Annotated in this window: 20 protein-coding genes and 1 tRNA gene; 11 read left to right on the plus strand and 10 right to left on the minus strand. The window is 67.8% G+C overall.

What is annotated here, in order from left to right:
• The first annotated feature begins 71 nt into the window (after positions 1–71).
• The gene (locus tag PFY01_RS02570) at positions 72–854 is read left to right on the plus strand and encodes an NlpC/P60 family protein (protein ID WP_271042296.1); all 783 of its coding nucleotides are present in this window, start codon (positions 72–74) and stop codon (positions 852–854) included.
• Here PFY01_RS02570 and mmcB read toward each other — a convergent pair.
• From mmcB to thpR, 4 genes are read right to left on the minus strand one after another with little or no spacing between them, the layout of a single operon-like run.
• Positions 851–1,294, minus strand: a complete 444-nt coding sequence (gene mmcB / locus PFY01_RS02575) for a DNA repair putative endonuclease MmcB (RefSeq protein WP_271042297.1) — start codon at positions 1,292–1,294, stop codon at positions 851–853. The genes PFY01_RS02570 and mmcB overlap by 4 nt on opposite strands.
• Before the next feature lie 45 nt (positions 1,295–1,339).
• Positions 1,340–1,864 carry a lipocalin family protein gene (locus tag PFY01_RS02580; RefSeq protein WP_271042298.1) on the minus strand — a complete coding sequence of 175 codons (525 nt, stop codon included), beginning with the start codon at positions 1,862–1,864 and terminating at the stop codon, positions 1,340–1,342.
• Positions 1,865–1,921: 57 nt separating this feature from the next.
• Positions 1,922–2,506, minus strand: a complete 585-nt coding sequence (locus PFY01_RS02585) for a GNAT family N-acetyltransferase (protein WP_271042299.1) — start codon at positions 2,504–2,506, stop codon at positions 1,922–1,924.
• A complete protein-coding gene (gene thpR / locus PFY01_RS02590; RefSeq protein WP_271042300.1) occupies positions 2,503–3,042 on the minus strand; it encodes an RNA 2',3'-cyclic phosphodiesterase in 540 nt (179 codons plus the stop codon). The genes PFY01_RS02585 and thpR overlap by 4 nt, the downstream gene beginning before the upstream one ends.
• A 130-nt stretch (positions 3,043–3,172) precedes the next feature.
• Here thpR and PFY01_RS02595 point away from each other — a divergent pair, with 130 nt between their 5' ends.
• Complete coding sequence (locus tag PFY01_RS02595) at positions 3,173–3,922, plus strand: Bax inhibitor-1/YccA family protein (protein ID WP_055754260.1); 750 nt, start codon at positions 3,173–3,175, stop codon at positions 3,920–3,922.
• A 53-nt stretch (positions 3,923–3,975) separates the two neighbouring features.
• Here the strand turns inward: PFY01_RS02595 and PFY01_RS02600 are convergent, their stop codons facing one another.
• Entirely contained in the window at positions 3,976–4,311 is a 336-nt protein-coding gene (locus tag PFY01_RS02600) for a DUF2794 domain-containing protein (RefSeq protein ID WP_055807234.1), read from the minus strand.
• 318 nt (positions 4,312–4,629) lie between these two features.
• A complete protein-coding gene (locus PFY01_RS02605; protein ID WP_271042301.1) occupies positions 4,630–5,961 on the minus strand; it encodes a trypsin-like peptidase domain-containing protein in 1,332 nt (443 codons plus the stop codon).
• Positions 5,962–6,132: 171 nt separating this feature from the next.
• On the opposite strand from PFY01_RS02605, the gene PFY01_RS02610 reads away from it, so the two are divergent.
• The 4 genes from PFY01_RS02610 (at position 6,133) to PFY01_RS02625 (ending at position 9,072) form a co-directional block, all read left to right on the plus strand.
• On the plus strand, positions 6,133–6,432 hold the full coding sequence (locus PFY01_RS02610) for a DUF6356 family protein (RefSeq protein WP_055807241.1): 300 nt from the start codon (positions 6,133–6,135) through the stop codon (positions 6,430–6,432).
• 81 nt (positions 6,433–6,513) lie between these two features.
• On the plus strand, positions 6,514–7,674 hold the full coding sequence (rlmN, locus tag PFY01_RS02615) for a 23S rRNA (adenine(2503)-C(2))-methyltransferase RlmN (protein ID WP_271042302.1): 1,161 nt from the start codon (positions 6,514–6,516) through the stop codon (positions 7,672–7,674).
• A gap of 111 nt (positions 7,675–7,785) precedes the next feature.
• Positions 7,786–8,226, plus strand: coding sequence for a DUF350 domain-containing protein (locus PFY01_RS02620; protein ID WP_017506264.1), 441 nt, complete (start codon positions 7,786–7,788; stop codon positions 8,224–8,226).
• A gap of 12 nt (positions 8,227–8,238) precedes the next feature.
• Positions 8,239–9,072 (plus strand): S1 family peptidase, encoded by an 834-nt coding sequence (locus PFY01_RS02625; protein ID WP_271042303.1) that lies wholly within the window; start codon positions 8,239–8,241, stop codon positions 9,070–9,072.
• A gap of 331 nt (positions 9,073–9,403) precedes the next feature.
• On the opposite strand, the gene PFY01_RS02630 is transcribed toward PFY01_RS02625, so the two are convergent.
• Positions 9,404–12,268: a M16 family metallopeptidase gene (locus PFY01_RS02630; RefSeq protein WP_271042304.1), complete on the minus strand. Its 2,865-nt coding sequence runs from the start codon at positions 12,266–12,268 to the stop codon at positions 9,404–9,406.
• Positions 12,269–12,515: 247 nt separating this feature from the next.
• Here PFY01_RS02630 and PFY01_RS02635 point away from each other — a divergent pair, with 247 nt between their 5' ends.
• Complete coding sequence (locus PFY01_RS02635; protein WP_271042305.1) at positions 12,516–14,237, plus strand: ATP-binding protein; 1,722 nt, start codon at positions 12,516–12,518, stop codon at positions 14,235–14,237.
• Here the strand turns inward: PFY01_RS02635 and PFY01_RS02640 are convergent.
• Positions 14,234–15,103, minus strand: coding sequence for an isoaspartyl peptidase/L-asparaginase family protein (locus PFY01_RS02640; protein ID WP_271042306.1), 870 nt, complete (start codon positions 15,101–15,103; stop codon positions 14,234–14,236). The two genes, PFY01_RS02635 and PFY01_RS02640, sit on opposite strands and share 4 nt — an antisense overlap.
• A 99-nt stretch (positions 15,104–15,202) precedes the next feature.
• On the opposite strand from PFY01_RS02640, the gene PFY01_RS02645 reads away from it, so the two are divergent.
• A complete protein-coding gene (locus tag PFY01_RS02645; RefSeq protein ID WP_271042307.1) occupies positions 15,203–16,204 on the plus strand; it encodes an NADPH:quinone oxidoreductase family protein in 1,002 nt (333 codons plus the stop codon).
• Position 16,205: 1 nt separating this feature from the next.
• Here PFY01_RS02645 and PFY01_RS02650 read toward each other — a convergent pair whose 3' ends face one another.
• Positions 16,206–16,604 carry a YkvA family protein gene (locus PFY01_RS02650; protein WP_271042308.1) on the minus strand — a complete coding sequence of 133 codons (399 nt, stop codon included), beginning with the start codon at positions 16,602–16,604 and terminating at the stop codon, positions 16,206–16,208.
• 55 nt (positions 16,605–16,659) lie between these two features.
• Here PFY01_RS02650 and PFY01_RS02655 point away from each other — a divergent pair, with 55 nt between their 5' ends.
• Positions 16,660–17,442 (plus strand): SDR family NAD(P)-dependent oxidoreductase, encoded by a 783-nt coding sequence (locus PFY01_RS02655; protein WP_271042309.1) that lies wholly within the window; start codon positions 16,660–16,662, stop codon positions 17,440–17,442.
• 118 nt (positions 17,443–17,560) lie between these two features.
• Positions 17,561–17,635 (plus strand) — tRNA-Gly (locus PFY01_RS02660).
• A gap of 74 nt (positions 17,636–17,709) precedes the next feature.
• On the opposite strand, the gene PFY01_RS02665 is transcribed toward PFY01_RS02660, so the two are convergent.
• Positions 17,710–18,174, minus strand: a complete 465-nt coding sequence (locus PFY01_RS02665) for a DUF3429 domain-containing protein (RefSeq protein WP_271042310.1) — start codon at positions 18,172–18,174, stop codon at positions 17,710–17,712.
• A gap of 95 nt (positions 18,175–18,269) precedes the next feature.
• Between PFY01_RS02665 and PFY01_RS02670 the strand changes: the two genes are divergently transcribed.
• Positions 18,270–18,626: a thiol-disulfide oxidoreductase DCC family protein gene (locus PFY01_RS02670; protein WP_271042311.1), complete on the plus strand. Its 357-nt coding sequence runs from the start codon at positions 18,270–18,272 to the stop codon at positions 18,624–18,626.
• Positions 18,627–18,633 lie beyond the last annotated feature (7 nt).

Consider the following 18,633-nt stretch of genomic DNA (forward strand, 5'->3'; position numbering starts at 1 on the left):
AAAGCGTCCCGCGTTAACGGCCCCTAAGCCATCGGGGGATAAGGCTGTGGGTTCAGCAATGCGAGTTCACGTTGACCGACGTCCTCGACCTTCTTCCGCCCGGCGACCGCCTCGTTCGCCCTGACCTCGCCGAACAGGCGCTGGAAGGGCTGGTGCGCGCAGACGCCTATCGGGCGACCGAAGCCATGCATTGCCGCGTCGCCGTGGCGGACATTTTGTCGGACGTTGACGGTCGGATCGACCAGCTTCTGCATGGCGAGATCTTCGACGTTCTGGATCGGGCGAATGGCCGGGCCTGGGGCCGGGCGCGGCGCGACGGCGTCGTCGGCTGGGTCGTCCTGGACAGTCTGTCGGCCGGCGCGCCGTTGGCGACGCACTGGATCGCCGCCGTGGATGCCGTCCTGCCGCTGAACGCTCTGGTGGTCGAGGCGACGGAAGCGTCTGAGGCCGACCTGAAGCCGATCGGCGCATTCGAGGCGGATCTGGTCGCGGTGGCCGAGCGGTTGCTCGGGCGGCCGCATGAACTTGGCGCGCGGTCTTCGATCTCCACCGACTGTTCCGGCCTGGTGCAGCAGGCCCTGCTGGCCTGCGGCCTGCCCGGTCCCCGCCGGTCGGACGCGCAGGCCCGGTTGGGGCGAGCCGCGTCTTCATCGGACCTCCAGCGCGGCGACATCGTCGTCTGGCTGGCGCCGAACGACGATCACGACTGGACGGGTCATTCGGCGCTGATGCTGGATGGCGAACGCATCATCCATGCGACAGGCGGCAAGGGCGTCGTGATCGAGACCCTGGCCGAGGTCGAGGCGCGTCTGGTCGCCGAGGGTTTCGCGACCGCCGTCTTCCGCCGGCTCTAGTCCCTTAAGGTCCGCATCGCGCCCAGCCGGGCGAAGGCCAGCGTCAACGCCTTGCGCCGGGCGGGCGCCAAGCTGACCACCGGCGCGTCTCGCACGACCGCGCCGCCGAAACCGTCTGCGACGATCAGGCCCGGTTCGTCGGGCAGGATGTCCTGCGGAAACTCGGGCGCGACGGCGAAGAAGAAGGCGTCGCAGAACGGTCCGTACTCGTGCCATTTGCGGTCGACGCGATAATCCTCGACGCCCGACTTGACCTCGCAGATGATGATGTCGCCCTTGCGCCCGATGGCCATGACATCGGCGCGGCGGCCGTTGGGCAGACAGACTTCCAGAAGCGGCGCATAGCCCATGTCCATCATCAGCCGCGCCGCGCCGCGCGTGACCGAAAGGGTGGTCTCGGGACGGCTGAAGACGAGTTCGAGATGGGCGACGGCGGACATGCCGACAGCTTATGTTCCGCCTACGTTCCTATCGCAAGCGGCGCCTTAGAGGCCGGTGTGGACGACGCGGCCGGTGCTGAAGCCCAGGGCTCGGACGCGGCTCAGAATGCGGTCGCGCTCAGCCTGAGAGGCATTCTGGTTGCGGTGCCAGATCCACCAGTTCGACTTGTCCGGCAGACCCATGATGGCCCAGCTGTAGTCCGGGGCATGGTCGTAGACCCAGTAGTTCTGGCCCGCCAGACCGCCGAAGCTGAGCAGGCCGGTCAGGCTGAACCGGAACTTGGCATTGGTCGTGGTGTCGGTGACGCGGGCGTTGGCGCGCAGCGTCTCGACCTTGGCATCGGCGCGCCGGACGCAGGTGACGGTGATGGCGTAGCGGTCGGCGGCGCCCTGCGGCGTGAAGTCGATCTGCGCCCGGCTGCAGTCCTTCTGGACATTGTTGTGGTTGCGCTCGATCTCGAACCATCGGCCGTCGAAGCGGTTCAGATCGACGTTCGACGCTTGGGCGAACGCCATTGACGGCAGGGCGGCGAGCGCGACGGCGGCGGCGATCAGGCTGGCGTGGAACATGGGCGTATCCTCGTTCGGTTTGGAAGGGATACGACGCGCCGCCGCGTTCGGTTGTGATCAGCGCTTCAGGCGCGTCCGATTGATCGCCCATTCGTCGCGCGTCTGGCCCCACAGATCGATGGCGATGTCCTGGAGCGGTTCGGGCAGGGCGCCCGGCCCGCGATTGCGTGATCCCAGCCGTGTCGCGACCGCCGCCGAGGGCAGGTTCTCGGGCGCGATGCAGTGGATCACGTCGTCCCAGCCCAGCACCTCGAAGGCGTAGTCCATCGTGGCTGCGGCCGCTTCGACGGCATAGCCCTTGCCGGTGGCGTCGCGATGCAGGCTCCAGCCCACCTCGCGGCCGGGCCAGCCATAGGGGTGCAGCGGCCCGATACGGCCGATCCACTGGCCGGTCTCCTTTTCCAGGATGGAGAACATGCCCTCTCCCGTCAGGGCCCACATGCCCGCGACGGTGCAGATCAGGCGCCAGACCTGGGGCGCGGGCTGGACCCCGCCGATGAAGCGGGCGGTCTCGGGATCGGCCATGAACTCAGCCCAGCGGGGAAAGTCCTCGACCGCCGGCGGACGCAGGATCAGTCGTTCTGTCTCCAAGGTCGGCCCCAGAACGACGTGGGGCGGGAGGGTGTAGGCGGGGTCATTCACAGCAGATACTCCCGCTCCAGTTCGTAATGGCCGCCGCTGTCGGTCAGGACGCTGGAATACAGGCCGAAGCGGTCGATGCGGATCGGCGGCGAATGCAGCAGGTTGTGCCCCGACACCCAGGCGCCGAGCCGGTCGGGATTGGTCTGAGTCTTCAGATAGGCCAGGGTCACATGCGGTTTGTAGGCGCGCGCCTCCATGCCGATCCCGGCGCGTTCTCCGGCGGCCTTGCAGCGCCCGGCGAGAACCGACAGGCGCTCATTGGGCGTTTCGACCCCGGCCCACAGCGTGTGGCTGCGGTGGTCGTCGCCGAAACAGCCGACGCCCTTCAGCGCGATCTCGAACGGGCCGCCCGTCACGCGCGTCAGCTCCGACGCCAAATCGTCGGCGCGGCGTTCATCGATCTCGCCATAGAAGGCGAGCGTGACGTGCAGGGCGTCCAGCGGCCGCCACCGTGCGCCGGGCAGGCCCGATTGCCGTCGTTTCAGCGTCTCTGCGACGTCGGGCGGCAGGGTCAGGGCGGTGAACAGACGAAGCATGCGACCGAAAGTAGCGGCCGGAACACAAGCCTCCAAGTCCGGTTTTCCTTGCAGCGCGGGCCTCGGCTCACGATATTCAAAGCCTGTGACCGGAGAAGCCTCTCCGGCCAATCGGAGAAAGTTCGTCGCCATGAGCGATTTCAACAACGGTTACGCCCGTCCTCTGCCGCAGACGGCCGACATGTCGGTCGACGCCGGCCTGCGCAGCTTCATGCTGGGCGTCTACAACAAACTGGCTCTGGGCCTCGTGGTCGCCGGCGCCCTGGCCTATGTCACCGGCAATGTGCCGGCGGTGCAGCAGCTGCTGTTCGTCCAGACGGCGGACGGCCGGATCGGCCTGACCATCCTGGGCATGATCGTGCAGTTTTCGCCGCTGGTGATGCTGTTCGGCTCGATGTTCTTCATGAAGAACCCGACGGCCAAGGGCGTGAACATGCTCTACTGGGCCGTGGTCGCCACGATCGGCGCGGGTCTGGGCATCCTGTTCCTGCGCTATACGGGCGGTTCGCTGGCCACCACCTTCCTGGTGACGGCGGCGGCCTTCGGCGGTCTGAGCCTGGTGGGCTACACGACCAAGAAGGACCTGACCGGCATGGGCACCTTCCTGATCATGGGCGTGATCGGCCTGATCATCGCCTCGATCGTGAACATGTTCCTGCAGTCCGGGACCTTCTACCTGATCATCTCCGGCCTGGGCGTGCTGATTTTCTCGGGCCTGATCGCGTACGACACTCAGCGTCTGAAAATGACCTACTACGCCTTGGGCGGCGACCAGAACGCGATGGGCGTGGCGACCGGCTTCGGCGCCTTGAGCCTGTTCATCAACTTCGTGAACCTGTTCCAATTCCTGCTGGCCTTCATGGGCGGCAACCGGAACTGAGGTCTGTCGAAAGACGGATACGGAAAGGGCCCCTCGCGGGGCCCTTTTTGTTTCTACTCCACCACTTGGAACTTGCGGCCGTCAAAGACGCGCAGCACCTGGGCCAGGTCGCGGCCGCGTTTCAGGATCTGGCCACCTTCGCCGATGACGGCCCACTGGCCCTGGCGGGTCTGGAGGGCCGGTCGCTTTTCGATCCGGTAGAGCGGGGCGTCGCCGCTGCGGCGAAAAACGGCGAACTCGGCGAAATCCTTGTGCCCGACCATGGCGTAGTCGCGCCATTCGCCCTGCGCGACCATGCGGCCATAGACCCTGAGGATCGGGTCCAGTTCGCGACGGTCGAAAAAGACGGGGCCGGGCGCCGGCGTCGTGTCGTGAGGGTTCAGACTCATAGGCTCAACTTAGGCCGCTGGCGGCCCGACGCCAGAGGCGGCCAAGAAATCGACGCAGACACGAAATGGCCCCGTTTCGGTCCTTCGCCCGCCCGTATGCGCAACGAAATATCGACCATCGGCTCGTCGGAGTTCGGAAGCGTCCCGGATCCTGAACAGCCCCCCAGCCCCCCTGGATGTTTCCAGTTTACGGGCTCCGGCGGCCGATGCTTCCTCCAAGCGAGCGCCCGCCCTGCCTTTCCCCTCCCCCTCCCTGGCAAGGCGGGCGTTTCGCTGTCTGGAGCCTGCCAGCAGCGAAACGTCGGCGTCTGATCCCGCCTAGAGCGACAGGGTCAAGTTCAGGGTCTCTCCGTTTCTGAGCACGGTCGCTTCGACCGATCCCGAGGCGCCCTGCAGGGCGGTGGCGGCCGCGCGAGCGTCGGCGACGGGCGCGCCTGCGATGGCGGTAATCACATCGCCGGCCGTCAGTTCGGCCTGAGCGGCGGGCGAGCCGGCCGAGACGGCTGCGACCTGGGCGCCGCCATCCTGGTCTCGCAACGTCGCCCCGTAGGCCAGCACCGACTGAGCGCCGACGATCACGGGCTGATCAGCGGGTGTCTCGACCGCCAGCGACGTGGTCGCCTCGCGGCCGCCGCGCAGATAGGACACGTTGAGATCCGAGCCCGGCGCGGCGATGCCGATGGTGGCGTTGACCGAGCCGGCGTTGGCGACGGGGCGGCCCTGGATCCGGGTAATGACGTCGTTGTGGCGCAGGCCCGCGCGTTCGGCCGGCGATCCCGGCGCGACATCGGCCACAACGGCCCCACGCACGATGCCTAGATGCAGGTCGCGCGCGCGCTCGGCGTTCAGCGAGCCGAAGATGGCGCCGGTCGCGCCGCGCTTGACCTCGCCGTTATTCTTCAACTGGTCGGCGACGTACAGCATGATCCGCGTCGGCACGGCGAAGGCGATGCCGTCGTTGCCGCCGCCGAGACCCCCCGACAGGATCGAGGTGTTGATGCCGATCAGCCGGCCCCGGCTGTCGAGCAGCGGCCCGCCGGAGTTGCCCGAGTTCACGGCCGCGTCGGTCTGGATATAGTCCTCGACCGCGTCGCCGAGCCCTGAGCGGTTCAGGCCCGAGATGACGCCCATGGTCAGGGTCTGGTCCAGGCCCAGCGGATAGCCGACCGCGAAGGCCAGGTCGCCCGTGCGCAGGGTGTCGGAATCCACCGTCTGGACCTGTTTCAGGTTCAGCGGCCGACCGTCGGGCGTGATGCGCAGCACGGCGATGTCGGTCGCCTTGTCCGCCCCGACTAACACGGCGTCGAACAGTCGGCCGTCCGTCAGATCGACGGTGAACTTTCGCCCGCCCTCGACCACGTGATTGTTGGTGATCACCAGCCCCTCGGCCGCATCGACGATGACGCCGGAGCCGGAGGCATAGGGTTTGGGATCGGCCGCGTCCGAACTGGGACCGCGCGACTGGCCCAGAGTCGTGACCTGCACCACAGCCGGCAGCGAGCCCTCGAGCCCCGACGAGAAGCTGAAGACCCCGCGCCGGGCGTCATAGGGCAGGCCTGCCGCGCCCGATTGCGCCAGCACCGGCGTCGCTGAGGCCAGCAGGGCCAGGGCGACGGCCATGGAAGAGGCGGGCGAAAGGCGGATCGGCATGGGCATTTCCTTGATCGAACGCCGACCCTAGACCGAGTTTTCACTTCTGACGATGGGTCTGAAGCAGGCAGGTGGCGTGTCGGTCACGTCCAATGAACAGATTGCGATGGGGGTTGCGTCGCCGGCCGTCCGGCGTGACCATGAGGCGACGAAGCAGGGAAGGCCGCCGCCATGAGTCAGACGACGATCGACCGCCGCCGTTCGGGCTCGACCGCGTTCGACCGCCTGTTCCGCGACCACCCGCGCGAGGTGGACGAGACCTATCTGCAGCATATGGTCGCCTCGGCCGGCTTCGGCTTCAAGCTGCTGGGTCTGGCCGGCGCCGCCTTCGCCCACGCGATCGTGCCGGGCGTGCACAAGGCCACCGTCTCGACCGCGATCCGCAGCATGGCCAAGGACATGGGCGGCCGGGCCGAGGAGGCGCGCGAGACCCGGATGCGCGACGCCGGCGTCTGGGACGTGGGCCTCTAGGGCGGTCGAATCCGCCCCGGCCATGCAATCGCCGGGATCCGTGCTATATAGGCCGGCTCAACCTCAAGCAGGATCGCCGCCTTGAGCATCACGCTCGATCTTTCGCGCGTCTCGAACGCGCCCGCCGTCAAGGCTCCCGTCAACCTCAGCGGTCTGACGCGCGCCGGCCTGCGCCAGGCCCTGATCGACGCGAACGTCTGTCCGCCCGAAAAGGCCAAGATGCGCGCCAGCCAAGTGTGGAGCTGGATCCACCACTATGGCGTGACCGAGTTCTCGGCCATGAGCAATGTCGCCAAGGATATGCAGGCCAAGCTGGCCGAGCATTTCACCCTGGCCCGCCCCGAGGTTGTCGAACGCCAGGTGTCCAAGGACGGCACGCGCAAATGGCTGATCCGCACCGCGCCGGGCATCGAGATCGAGACGGTCTACATCCCCGACGTGGGCCGGGCCGGCGCCCTGTGCGTGTCCAGCCAGGTCGGCTGCACCCTGAACTGCACCTTCTGCCACACCGGCACGCAGAAGCTGGTGCGCAATCTGACCGCTGCCGAGATCGTGGCCCAGGTCCAGGTCGCGCGCGACGACCTGGAGGAATGGCCGTCGCCTAAGGAAGACCGGCGCCTGTCCAACATCGTCTTCATGGGCATGGGCGAGCCGCTCTACAATCTGGACCACGTCGCCGACGCCATCGACATCATCTCGGACAATGAGGGCATCGCCCTGTCGCGCCGCCGGATCACCGTGTCGACCTCGGGCGTGGTGCCACAGCTTCAGGCCTTGGGCGACCGGACGGCGGCCATGCTGGCTATAAGCCTGCACGCCACCAACGATGCGCTTCGCGACGTGCTGGTGCCGCTGAACAAGAAGTATCCGCTGGACCAGCTGATGGCGGCGATCCGAGCCTATCCGGGCCTGTCGAACGCGCGGCGGGTGACGTTCGAATACGTCATGCTGAAGGGCGTCAACGACAGCCCGGAAGAGGCGCGGGCGCTGCTGAAGCTGATCGAGGGCATTCCGGCCAAGATCAATCTGATCCCGTTCAATCCCTGGCCCGGCGTCGAATACGAATGCTCGGACTGGAAGACGATCGAACGCTTCGCCGCCATCCTGAACAACGCCGGCTACGCCAGCCCCATCCGCACCCCTCGCGGGCGCGACATCCTGGCCGCGTGCGGTCAGCTGAAGTCGGAGAGCGAGAAGATCAGGGCTTCTGCTCTGCGGAAGGCGGAGCAAGAGGCGGCCTGATCCTGATGCCCTCTCTTGATGAGAGGGCACAACCTTCGGACACATAATGTCACGCAGTGTGTCCCCGGCGCGCTTGCGGATTGGGGCGACAATCGGGCAAGGCGTCTGGGCATGGACCCCTCCTTGTCGAACGTCCTTTCCAGCGCCGAGGTGCAGGCTTTCGCCTCGGGCTTCCCGGTCATGGTGATGCACCTGATCGTGACCCTGCTGCTGCTCGCGGCGGGGGCGACGGTCTATGCCTTGCTGACGCCGTGGAAGGAGGTCGCCCTGATCCGTCAGGGCAATGTCGCCGCCGCCATCGCCTTCGCCGGCATTCTGGTGGGGTTGGCCGTGCCGCTGGCGGTATCGCTGTCGGTGTCGACCTCGGTGCGCGACATCGCCATCTGGGGCGTGGCGACCGTGGTGCTGCAGCTTCTGGCCTTCCGGGTCGTGGACCTGCTGCTGACGGGCCTGCCGGAGCGGATCCGCCACGGCGAGATTTCGGCGGCGGTGGTGCTGCTGGGCGCCAAGCTGGCGACGGCCGTCATCCTGTCCGCCGCGCTGACCGGCTGATCGGCCGGAGCGATGCAGTTTCCCCGCCTGCCGGACTGGGCCATCTATGGAGCGGTGGCGGCCGTGTTTCTGGCGGTGTCCCTGGGGCGACGCGAGAACGCCGATGCGCCGCCGGTCGCGCAGGCCGATGCGGATGTCGCCGAGGGCGCGCTGCTAGGCCCCATCACCCCCTTTGACGCCGCCGTAACCGTCGATGCGGGCGAGGCGCCGTTCAAGCCGTCGTCGGGCACGGCCTTCTCCATCGCAGGACGAGGGCGCTGGGTGACGGCGCGCCATGTTGTCGAGGGGTGCCGCAAGCCGGCGTTGGTGGTCGGCGAGGGGCGGGCGGTCGCGGCCGACGTCCGTCTGGCGCCGCGCGCCGACGTCGCCTTGCTGATCACCGACGGCGGTCCCGCCGCACTGCCCGTCGCGGTCGAGGCGCCGCTGCGCAAGGGTCAGCGCGCCTTCCATCCGGGCTTTCCTCAGGGGCGTCCCGGCGAGGTGACGTCACGCCTGCTGGGGCGCGAGACCCTGAAGGTCTTCGGGCGCGGGGCGCGCGACGAGCCGGTGCTGTCCTGGGCCGAGGTCGGGCGCACCAACGGGCTTGAGGGCACATTGTCGGGCCTGTCCGGCGCGCCGGCCCTGGATGTGCAGGGCCGCGTCGTGGGCGTCACCATCGCCGAGGCGCCGAGGCGGGGCCGGATCTATACGACGGCGCCGGAGACGTTCGGGCCGGCCATCCGCGGCGAACAGACGCCGGCCGACGACGCGCGGGGTCAGACCATCACGACCGAGGACTACGGCCAGGTATCCAATCGCCTGAGACGCGACCTGCGCGTGGCCCAGGTGGTGTGTCTGTCGGTCTAGCGGACAGAAATTGCACGCGGCGAGAAAGGTGTAATGGCGTGCAATTCGGCGCGAAGAGGCGGAAAGCTCAGGGATAAATCTGCGCTCGAATTGCACGCGTGCAACTGTCGAGGCGGGTCGGCCCGGCCTTGAGACCCAAGGGCTCGGCGTGGGGATCGCGATGTCAAAGATCGGGGATGGATCATATCCCCGTTCGACGCCTGTATGGGTGATTGTCGACGGCGGCCCGAAAGTCCCTGAAAAGAGACGACTTCGGTTCTGAAAATAGGACGGCTGGCGGCCGATCCCCCTCCTTCGCCGCAAGGGAAGGAGGGGGCTTGCCGATCCGGCCTTACTTCAGCGAGCCGGTGTTCAGGTTCAGGGCGCCCGCCTCGATGACTTCGAGGTTCGGGTGTTTGGCGCGCAGATCGTCCAGGAACTTCGAGCCGTCGCCGACGATGACCAGGCTGGCGCGGTTGACCGGCAGGTGTTCGGCGAAGGCGGCCTCGACCTGTTCCGGCGTAACGGCGCGAACCCGGCCGGCGTAGTCGGCGAGGTCGCTCATCGGCAGATCATAGAGCGCCAGGTTGGCGACCAAAGCGCCCAGGCCGTCCACCGTCTCCAGCGAGCGGCCGAAGCCGCCGATCAGGGTGGCGCGGCGCGGGGCCAGATCGGCCTGGGTCGGGGTCTCGGTTCCCAGCTTGGCGATCTCGGCCAGGATCAGATCGGCGACCTCGTCGGCGGTCTCGTTCTTGGTCTGGGTCGAGGCGGTGAACAGGCCCGCATCCGCCCGTGCGCCCAGCGACGACGAGGCGCCGTAGGACAGACCGCGCTTGATGCGGATCTCTTGGTTCAGGCGCGACGAGAAGCCGCCGCCCAGCAGGGTGTTGCCGACCGTCAGCGGGAAGAAGTCCGCATCGGTGCGCGACACGCCGCGAACGGCGGCGACGACCGCGGCCTGACCGGCGCCGGGTTGGTTCACCACGACAATGCGCGGCGCCAGGGGCTGACCGGCCGGATTGGTCGCAGCGGCCGGGGCCGCGCCGGCCGGGCGCCAGTCGCCGAACGCCTGTTGCGCCAGGGCGCGAGCGGCGGCCGGCGTGATGTCGCCCGAGAAGACCAGAGTCGCGTCCGACGGCCGGTAGCGGGCGGCGTGGAAGGCGGCGACGTCGGCCGCCGTGATGGCCGGGACAGTCTGCTGGGTGATCGTCGCGCCATAGGGGGCGTCGCCGTAGATGACGCGGCCGACCGTCATGCCGGCGATGGACGCCGGCTGGCTGAGGGCGACGCGCAGGCCGTCCAGGGTCTGGGCCTGCTGACGTTCAAGCTCTTCGCCGGCGAAGGTCGGGTTCTTCACCAGATCCGCCATCAAGGAAACGGTCGCCGGGAAGGCGTTTGACGGCGCGTTGGCATAGACGTTCGAGAAATCGACCCCGGCCGATGCGCCCACGCTGGCGCCCAGCTGTTCGATCTGGGTGGCGATTTCGGGCGCGGTCCTGGTCTTGGTGCCCTGGGTCAGAAGCGCGGCGGTCATGGCGGCGACGCCGGCCTTGCCCGTCGGATCATCGGACGAACCGGCGTCGAAGCTGAGGCGGGCCGATACCAGCGGCACGCCGTCGGTCGGGGCGACCAGGACGCGCAGGCCGTTATCGAGCCGGAAATCGGCGACGGTCGGCGTCACGGGCGCGACCTCGGCGCCCGGCTGGGGCAGGGGCTTGCGCTCCGCCTCGGGCAGCAGGACGGCGGGCAGACCGGCGGGGGCCAGGTCGGCGACCTTCACGGGGGCGTCCACGTTCATCTTCTGGACCGAGGCGGGGTTCTGATCGTCGGCGGCCAGGAAGGTGATCGTCGATTGGCGCTGCGGCGTCAGATATTTGCGGGCGACGCGCTGAATGTCGGCGACGGTGACGGCCTGGATCTGGGCGACCTCTTCGTCGGCGGCGGCGGCCGAGCCGGTGTTGATCAGCGAGAAGCCCAGGGCGGTCGCGCGGTCGTCCACCGTCTCGCGGCTGCGCAGGGCGTCGGCGACCAGTTCGTTCTTGGCTTCGGCCAATTCCTCGGCGGTGACTGGAACGTCGCGCAGCTTGGCGATCTCGTCGTTCAGGGCGGCGATGCCTTCCTCGGCCGTGTGACCCTGGGCCATTATCGCCAGGGCGGACAGATTGCCGGCCTGCTGCGAGAAGTCTGGGGTCGAGCCGATCTGGGCCGCGATCTGCTTGTCATAGACCAGCGAGCGATACAGGCGGCTGGATTCGCCGGTGGACAGGATACCGTCCAGAACGGTCAAGGCGGCGCGGTCGGCGTCGGCGTATTTCACCGTCGGCCAAGCGACGACAGCGGCCGGCAGCGGCACGTTCGGCGCATAGTAGGTGACGTTGCGCGGACCGGTCGGCTCGGGCTCGACGACAGTGTTGGTCGGGATCGGCGTGGTCGGGTTCTTCAGCGGGCCGAAATACTGATCCACCCAGCGGTCCAGTTGAGCCTGGTCGAAGTTGCCGGCCACGATCAGATAGGCGGCGTCGGGACGATAATAGGTAGCGTGGAAGCGGCGCACGTCTTCCAGCGACGAGGCCTCAAGCTCCTCGATCGAGCCGATGCCCGGACGGCGATAGGGGCTGTCCTGATAGATGGTCTCGGGCACGAACAGGCCGAACAGGCGGCCATAGGGATTGGCGAGAATCCGCTGGCGGTATTCCTCCTTCACCACGTCGCGCTCGGCGACGAAGGTCGGCTCGTCCACCACCAGGGACCCCATGCGGTCGGCCTCGGCGAACAGCATCCGCTCCAGATGGTTGGCGGGCACGGTCTCGAAATAGGCGGTGGTGTCGTCGGCGGTGAAGGCGTTGTTGGAGCCGCCCACGTCCTCGGTCAGCCGGTCGAAGGTCTCGGGCGGCAGGTTGGTGGTCGACTTGAACATCAGGTGTTCGAACAGGTGGGCGAAGCCCGAACGGCCGGCCGGATCGTCCTTGGAGCCGACCTTGTACCAGACCTGGACCGTGACGTTCGAGGTGTCGGCGTCACGCGCCGAATAGACCTCCAGCCCGTTCGCCAGAACGCGCTTGGTGAAGCCCAGCGGCGGCACGGTCACGCCCTGCGGCGCCTGCCCCGTCGATTGAGCGGCGGCTGCGTCGGGCGCGGCGCCCTGTGCGAAGGCGGGGGCGGCGAGGCCGAGAAGGAGGGCCGAGGCGGCGGCTGTGGCGATCAGGCGGGATTTCATGATGGGCTCCGAAGCCCGGAACGCCGGGCGCCGAGACCGTATCAGCGATTGGGCGTCTTGCACCTTACCGAGCTGTAATGAACCGGATAAGGCGCGGGTCGTTGATGGACAAAACCCCGACGGCGCTCTATTCGCCAAGAGGTCGCATCCCAGCGACCACCCAAGCCGAGGACGCGTGCCGAGACGAGCGAAAGCGACTTCTGTCTCCGACGAAAAGATCGCGGTCTGGGCCTTCGTCCTGCAAAATATGGTTACTCCGCCCGCCGTTCTCTACGGCAGCTGGGCGGCCGCCGGACTGATTCTGGCGGCCCTTGGGCAGCCGTGGGTGGGGCTGGGGTTCGCCCTGGTCGGCATGGCGTTCGACGCCTGGGCGCAGGGGCGGGTCAGACGATACCAGAAGGCTGAGGCGCCCGTCGCGGGCTGGCCCCTGCTGCTGATGGCCATCGTGGCGATCCGGTTCGCCCTGGGGGTGTCCGGGCCGCTGATCGCCTGGCTGATGAACCCCCGCGCCGATGTGATGCTGGTGGTGGTGTTGATCCAGGTCTGGTCGATCGGCGTGGCCTTCGTTCAGTTCAGCGCGGCGCCTCGGCTATTGGCGCTGGCGGCGGCGCCGATCTGCGCGACCGTGCTGGTCGTGATCTATCCCTCGCTGACGGGGCCGCACGGTCTGGCGGTGGCGGCGGCCTTCGTGATGCTGGCGACGATCCTGTTCATCATCTCGCGCGCGACCCACGCCCTGTGGTGCGACCTGTTCGCGGCGGACCAGCGCAACAAGGCGTTGCTGATAGACGTGCAGGCGTCGCATGAGGCGGCCGTGCTGGACCGCGACGCCGCCCGATGCGCGCGTCAGGAGGCGGACGAGGCCAATGCCGCCAAGTCTCGCTTCCTGGCCAATATGAGCCATGAGATCCGCACCCCTCTGAACGGCGTCATCGGCATGGCGCAGATCATGGCGGGCGACGCGCTGGAGGGTCGGCAGAAGGCGCGACTGGAGATTCTGGATCGGTCGGCCCACACCCTGCTGGACCTGATCAACCAGATCCTGGACCTGTCGCGGATCGAAGAGGGGCGGCTGGAGATCGTGCCGCAGCCCATCGATGCGGACGCCCTGGTCCACGAGGTCACAGAGACGCTGCGGCCCTTGGCCGAAAGCAAGGACCTGGCCTTCCACGTCGTGTCGCCGCGCCTGGGCTGGGTCAGCGCCGATCCGGTCCGGCTGCGCCAGATCCTTTTCAACCTGCTGTCCAACGCCATCAAGTTCACGACACAGGGGCAGGTGGCGTTGGATGTCGCGCTGACGGACGCCGGGGCGGTGTTCCGCGTGTCGGACACGGGGCGGGGCATACCTGCGGACCAGATAGGGCAGCTCTTCACGCGCTTCGCCCAGATCGAGGCGGCGGCCGTCGATCGGCGCGACGGGGCCGGGCTGGGCCTTTCGATCGTGGCGACGCTGGTGGAGCTGATGGGCGGCCGGATCGAGGTAGAGAGCGAGGCGGGCGAAGGGGCGACCTTCGTCGTCAAGCTGCCGCTGATGCCAGCGCAGCCCGTACAGGCCGGCGAGGATGCGCCGGACGCCGAGCCGGAGCGGGCGCTGCGGGTGCTGGTCGCCGAGGACCACCCGGTCAATCAGCAGGTGATCCGGGGCCTTCTGGGCCAGGTCGGGATCGAGGTCGAGATTGTCGACGATGGTCTTCAGGCGGTCGAAGCGACGCAAACGCGCGACTGGGACCTGATCCTGATGGATGTGCAGATGCCGCACATGGACGGTCCGACGGCGACCCGGACGATCCGGCAGCGCGAGACCGACCAGGGGCTGGTCCGCACGCCGATCATCGCCCTGACGGCCAATGCGATGGTGGAGCAGGTCGAGAGCTATCTGGCCGCGGGCATGGACGCGGTGGTCAGCAAGCCCATCGATCTGAAACGACTGCTGACCGCCATTTCCGACGTGATGTCCGCCAAGACCTAGTCGCGGAAGACCTGGACGCCGATCTCGCCGGCAGGCGTCAGCCAGGCGTGCTTCATGCCCTGGCTGTTGAAGGGGGCGGCGATGTTTCCGGCGGCGTCCAGGGCGATCAGACCGCCATCGCCGCCCATCTGACCGATCTCGTCGATGACGGCCTGGGTGGCCTCGGCCAGCGACTGACCGGCGGCGACGCGCCAGGCGACCTGGGCGGAGGCGGCGACGCGGATGAAATATTCCCCTTGGCCGGTGCAGGAGGTCGCGGCGTGGGCGTCGGCCCAGGTTCCTGCGGCGGGGATCGGCGTGTCGCCGACGCGGCCCGGCATCTTGCCGAACACCCCGGCGGTCGAGGTGGCGGCGGCGAGACGGCCCTGGCTGTCCAGCACACAGGCGCCGACGGTGCCGTGACTGAGCGTGCCGGGCGGATGATTGTCCTCGCCCTTGCCCGCGCCGGTGAACCAGGCGGCCTCGTCGGCGATGGGTTCCAGCCCCTGGTCATGGGCGAACAGGGCCGCCCCTTCGCCCACCAGCATGACGTGGGGGGTGCGATCCATCACCGCGCGCGCGGCGACGACGGGATTGCGGAACCCTTGCAGGGCGGCGACGGCGCCGGCGCGTTTCGTCGATCCGTCCATGATGCTGGCGTCCAGCTCATAGGCGCCAGCCAGATTGGGGGATGCGCCCTTGCCCGCGACATAGAGGCCCGAATCCTCCAGCATGACGACGGCGGCGACAGCCACGTCCAGGGCGCTGTCGCCCGCATCCAGCCGAACCTTCATGGCCTCGACCACCTCGCGCATATGCACGACCTCGGCGTCGTAGTTGCGTTCGCGCCGGGCGCCGGCGCCGCCGTGGAGGATGAGGGCGGTCATGTCGTCTTCCTGAGCCTTGTCTTTATCGTCTCTTTCAAACGGGCGTGGCGCTCTTTAGCGTCGCGATGAAGGCCGCGCCATGTCGGCCAAGGAGGAAAGATGCGCGCTGTTCTGTCCAAGACGCCTGGTGGCCCCGAAACCCTGGTCGTGGAAGACGTGCTCGACCCGACGCCCAAGGCGGGCGAGGTGATCATCGAGGTCAAGGCGGTTGGGATCAACTATCCCGACACCCTGATCATCGAGGACAAATACCAGTTCCGGCCCGAGCGGCCCTTCTCGCCGGGCGCCGAGGTCGCCGGCGTGGTCGAGGCGGTCGGCGAGGGCGTCAGGGGCGTGCGAAAGGGCGACCGGGTCATCGCCGTGCCGGGCTGGGGCGGGTTGGTCGAACGGCTGGCGGTGCGGGCCGAGACGGTCATCCCCATCCCCGACGCCATGAGCTTCGAAGAGGCGGCGGCTCTGATCATGACCTATGGCACCAGCTACTATGCGCTGAAGGACCGGGCGCAGCTGAAACCGGGCGAGACGCTGCTGGTGCTGGGCGCGGCCGGGGGCGTGGGCGCCGCCGCCGTCGAACTGGGCAAGGCGATGGGCGCGCGTGTGGTCGCCGCCGCCTCGACCAACGACAAGGTGCAGTTCGCGCTGGACCTGGGGGCTGACAACGGCCTGATCTATCCGTCCGGGCCGATGGACAGAGCGGCGCAAAAGGAACTGTCGGGCGAGTTCAAACTGGCGACCGGCCGCGACGGAGCCGACGTCGTCTATGACGCGGTCGGCGGCGACTACGCCGATCCGGCGCTGAGGGCCATGGACTGGAACGGGCGCTATCTGGTGGTCGGCTTCCCGGCGGGCATTCCGTCCCTGCCGCTGAACCTGACGCTGCTGAAGTCGGTGTCGGTGATCGGCGTCTTCTGGGGCGCGGCGGTGATGCGAGATCCCAAGGCCCACGCCGCCAACATGGCCGAACTGATGCAGATGTACGCCGACGGCAAGATCAGGCCGCGGGTCTCAAAGACCTTCCCGCTGGAAAAGGCCGGCGAAGCGATCAAGGCCCTGGGCGATCGTCAGGCCCTGGGCAAGATCGTGGTGACAGTCGAGAGCTAAGCTATTTCGCCTTCAGCCGCTGCACCGCGTCCTCGGCCTGGTCGCGGTGGCGGCGTTTGATGTTGGCGCCGACCAGGGCCAGCAGGGCGGTGATGACGGCCGCATCGTCGGTATAGCCGATGCCCGCGAAGAGGTCGGGAATGGCGTCCACCGGCATGACGAAATAGGCCAGGCCCGCGAAGATCATGCCCTTGGCCGCCATCGGCGTCTGCGGATCTCGCGCGGCATACCAGGCGGCCAAGGCCTGATCCGCAAAGGGGATGCGGGCGGCCGTGCGCTGGATCTTGGGCCAGAAGCCCTTGGTCACGCGGGCCTCGTTGATCTTCACGACCGACGGCACGAGCGCCTTTTTCGGGTCCAGGACATCCGAGGGATCGGCGGGTTTGGCTTTGGCGGTCATGGCCGCTAAATCCTCAAACGAAACTCAGGTTCACGACAATATAGGGACGATCAGGATGAAACTCGACAACACCATCGCCGCAGTGGTCACCGGCGGCGCTTCGGGCCTGGGCGAGGGCACCGCGCGCGCCATCGCGGCGACGGGGGCGAAGGTCGCCCTGTTTGATCTGAACGCCGAAAAGGGCGAGGCTATCGCGGCCGAGATCGGGGGCATCTTCTGCCAGGTGGACGTGACCGATGACGCCTCGGTCGCCGCCGCCTTCGAAAAAGCCCGCGCCGCCCATGGCCAGGAACGTCTGACCGTCAACTGCGCCGGCATCGCCACCGGCCAGAAGACCGTCTCGCGCAAGAAGGACACCGGCGAGATCAAGGCCCACGACATGGCCCAGTTCGAGCGCACAGTCCGGGTCAATCTGTTCGGCACCTTCCGGGTCCTGTCGCAGTCGGCGGCGGGCATGGTGACCCTGGAGCCGATGGCGGACGGCGAGCGCGGCCTGATCGTCAACACCGCCTCCGTCGCGGCCCAGGACGGCCAGATCGGCCAGGCGGCCTATTCGGCGTCCAAGGGCGGCGTCTATGCGATGACCCTGCCGATCGCGCGCGATCTGGCTCAGGAAGGGGTGCGCTGCAACACCATACTGCCCGGCATCATGTGGACGCCGATGATGGCCGGCATGGATCAGAAGATCCAGGACGCCCTGGCCGCCGCCATCCCCTTCCCCAGCCGTCTGGGCACGCCGGCCGACTATGCGTCGCTGGTGCTGGAGCTGGCGCGCAACGTCTACATCAACGGCGAATGCATCCGTCTGGACGGCGCCATCAGGCTGGCGCCGCGCTGAGGCGCGGGGGGTGTGAGCGGGACTTGATCGCTTTTTGCAAATTCTCTCTTGCAGGACCGATCAACCCTCCGCTATACGCCCCCTCCTCGACGGGGAGCGCACCTAGCTCCTACGGAGTGCGGGCGTAGCTCAGTGGTAGAGCACAACCTTGCCAAGGTTGGGGTCGAGAGTTCGAATCTCTTCGCCCGCTCCAAGTCGAGACGAATAAAATCAGGGGCCTGTCGGTTGCGGCAGGCCCCGATTTTTTGCCCGATGCCTAAGATATTTTCAGATCAGTCCGGCGACGAGCGTCAGCACGCCCAGACCGATTGACAGCGGCGCCCGCAGCGCCAGCCAGCCCTCGGGCGTCAGACCGGCCGCCTTTAGCTTCAGATCGACCAGGACGCTGGCGGCGATGAAGACGCCCAGCACGACCAGCGACACGGCCGGGTCGGAGCCCGCCGCCCAAACGACGCTGGTCGCCAACGCGAGAAGCGAGGGCGCCACAGAGGCGGTCCAGACCCATTTGGGCGCCTTCACGCCCGTCGCGCCCGCCAGTCCCCACCAGACGCCGCCCAGAAAGCTGAAGATCAGGGCGGCGTAGGCGTAGGCCAGGCCGAGGGCGGCGGTCTGCTGGTCGGCATCGCCTGCAACAAGGACGACGACCGCCGCCGCCTGGGGCAGCAGACCGGCGAAACCCAGTATGCGGGCGAGCGGCGGCAAGCGATGTCGGCCGGTGGGTTCAATCGTCATCGGACACCTGTCGAGGCGGGTTGCGATCCGGACTGTAGAGGACGCCCGTATAGGATGGCGAGCCCGTTCGCCGTCGCCGAGAGCCTTCGATCGTCATGACTCCCTTACTTGTCTGGTACGATGGCGGCTGTCCCCTGTGCCGACGCGAGATCGCCCTGATGCGGCGGCTGGATCGACGCGGCGTGATCCGATTCGTGGATGTGTCGGACGGACAGACAAGCTGCCCGCTGGATCGCGAGACGCTGCTGGCGCGATTCCACGCAACGGAGAACGGCAGGCTGTTGTCGGGCGCGGCGGCGTTCGCGGCGATGTGGCGGGCTATCCCGCTCTTGCGACCGCTGGGCCTGGCCGCACGCATCCCCTGGGTCCTTGCGGCGTTGGAGAGGGCGTACCGGGTGTTTCTGCGCCTGCGTCCTCGACTTCAGTCTCTCGCTCGCAAATGGGCCCGGTGATAGGAAT

Origin of the sequence: Brevundimonas vesicularis (assembly GCF_027886425.1) — a bacterium.
Taxonomy (GTDB): Bacteria; Pseudomonadota; Alphaproteobacteria; order Caulobacterales; family Caulobacteraceae; genus Brevundimonas; species Brevundimonas vesicularis_C.

Coding starts and splice junctions, on each gene's coding strand:
- PFY01_RS02580 (WP_271042298.1), bottom strand. CDS start 1,864: ATGTTCCACGCCAGCCTGATCGCCGCCGCCGTCGCGCTCGCCGCCCTG.
- thpR (WP_271042300.1), bottom strand. CDS start 3,042: ATGCTTCGTCTGTTCACCGCCCTGACCCTGCCGCCCGACGTCGCAGAG.
- PFY01_RS02665 (WP_271042310.1), bottom strand. CDS start 18,174: ATGACGATTGAACCCACCGGCCGACATCGCTTGCCGCCGCTCGCCCGC.
- PFY01_RS02650 (WP_271042308.1), bottom strand. CDS start 16,604: ATGACCGCCAAAGCCAAACCCGCCGATCCCTCGGATGTCCTGGACCCG.
- PFY01_RS02610 (WP_055807241.1), top strand. CDS start 6,133: ATGAGTCAGACGACGATCGACCGCCGCCGTTCGGGCTCGACCGCGTTC.
- PFY01_RS02645 (WP_271042307.1), top strand. CDS start 15,203: ATGCGCGCTGTTCTGTCCAAGACGCCTGGTGGCCCCGAAACCCTGGTC.
- PFY01_RS02605 (WP_271042301.1), bottom strand. CDS start 5,961: ATGCCGATCCGCCTTTCGCCCGCCTCTTCCATGGCCGTCGCCCTGGCC.
- mmcB (WP_271042297.1), bottom strand. CDS start 1,294: ATGTCCGCCGTCGCCCATCTCGAACTCGTCTTCAGCCGTCCCGAGACC.
- PFY01_RS02595 (WP_055754260.1), top strand. CDS start 3,173: ATGAGCGATTTCAACAACGGTTACGCCCGTCCTCTGCCGCAGACGGCC.
- PFY01_RS02635 (WP_271042305.1), top strand. CDS start 12,516: ATGGTTACTCCGCCCGCCGTTCTCTACGGCAGCTGGGCGGCCGCCGGA.
- PFY01_RS02620 (WP_017506264.1), top strand. CDS start 7,786: ATGGACCCCTCCTTGTCGAACGTCCTTTCCAGCGCCGAGGTGCAGGCT.
- PFY01_RS02630 (WP_271042304.1), bottom strand. CDS start 12,268: ATGAAATCCCGCCTGATCGCCACAGCCGCCGCCTCGGCCCTCCTTCTC.
- PFY01_RS02625 (WP_271042303.1), top strand. CDS start 8,239: ATGCAGTTTCCCCGCCTGCCGGACTGGGCCATCTATGGAGCGGTGGCG.
- PFY01_RS02640 (WP_271042306.1), bottom strand. CDS start 15,103: ATGACCGCCCTCATCCTCCACGGCGGCGCCGGCGCCCGGCGCGAACGC.
- PFY01_RS02655 (WP_271042309.1), top strand. CDS start 16,660: ATGAAACTCGACAACACCATCGCCGCAGTGGTCACCGGCGGCGCTTCG.
- PFY01_RS02600 (WP_055807234.1), bottom strand. CDS start 4,311: ATGAGTCTGAACCCTCACGACACGACGCCGGCGCCCGGCCCCGTCTTT.
- PFY01_RS02670 (WP_271042311.1), top strand. CDS start 18,270: ATGACTCCCTTACTTGTCTGGTACGATGGCGGCTGTCCCCTGTGCCGA.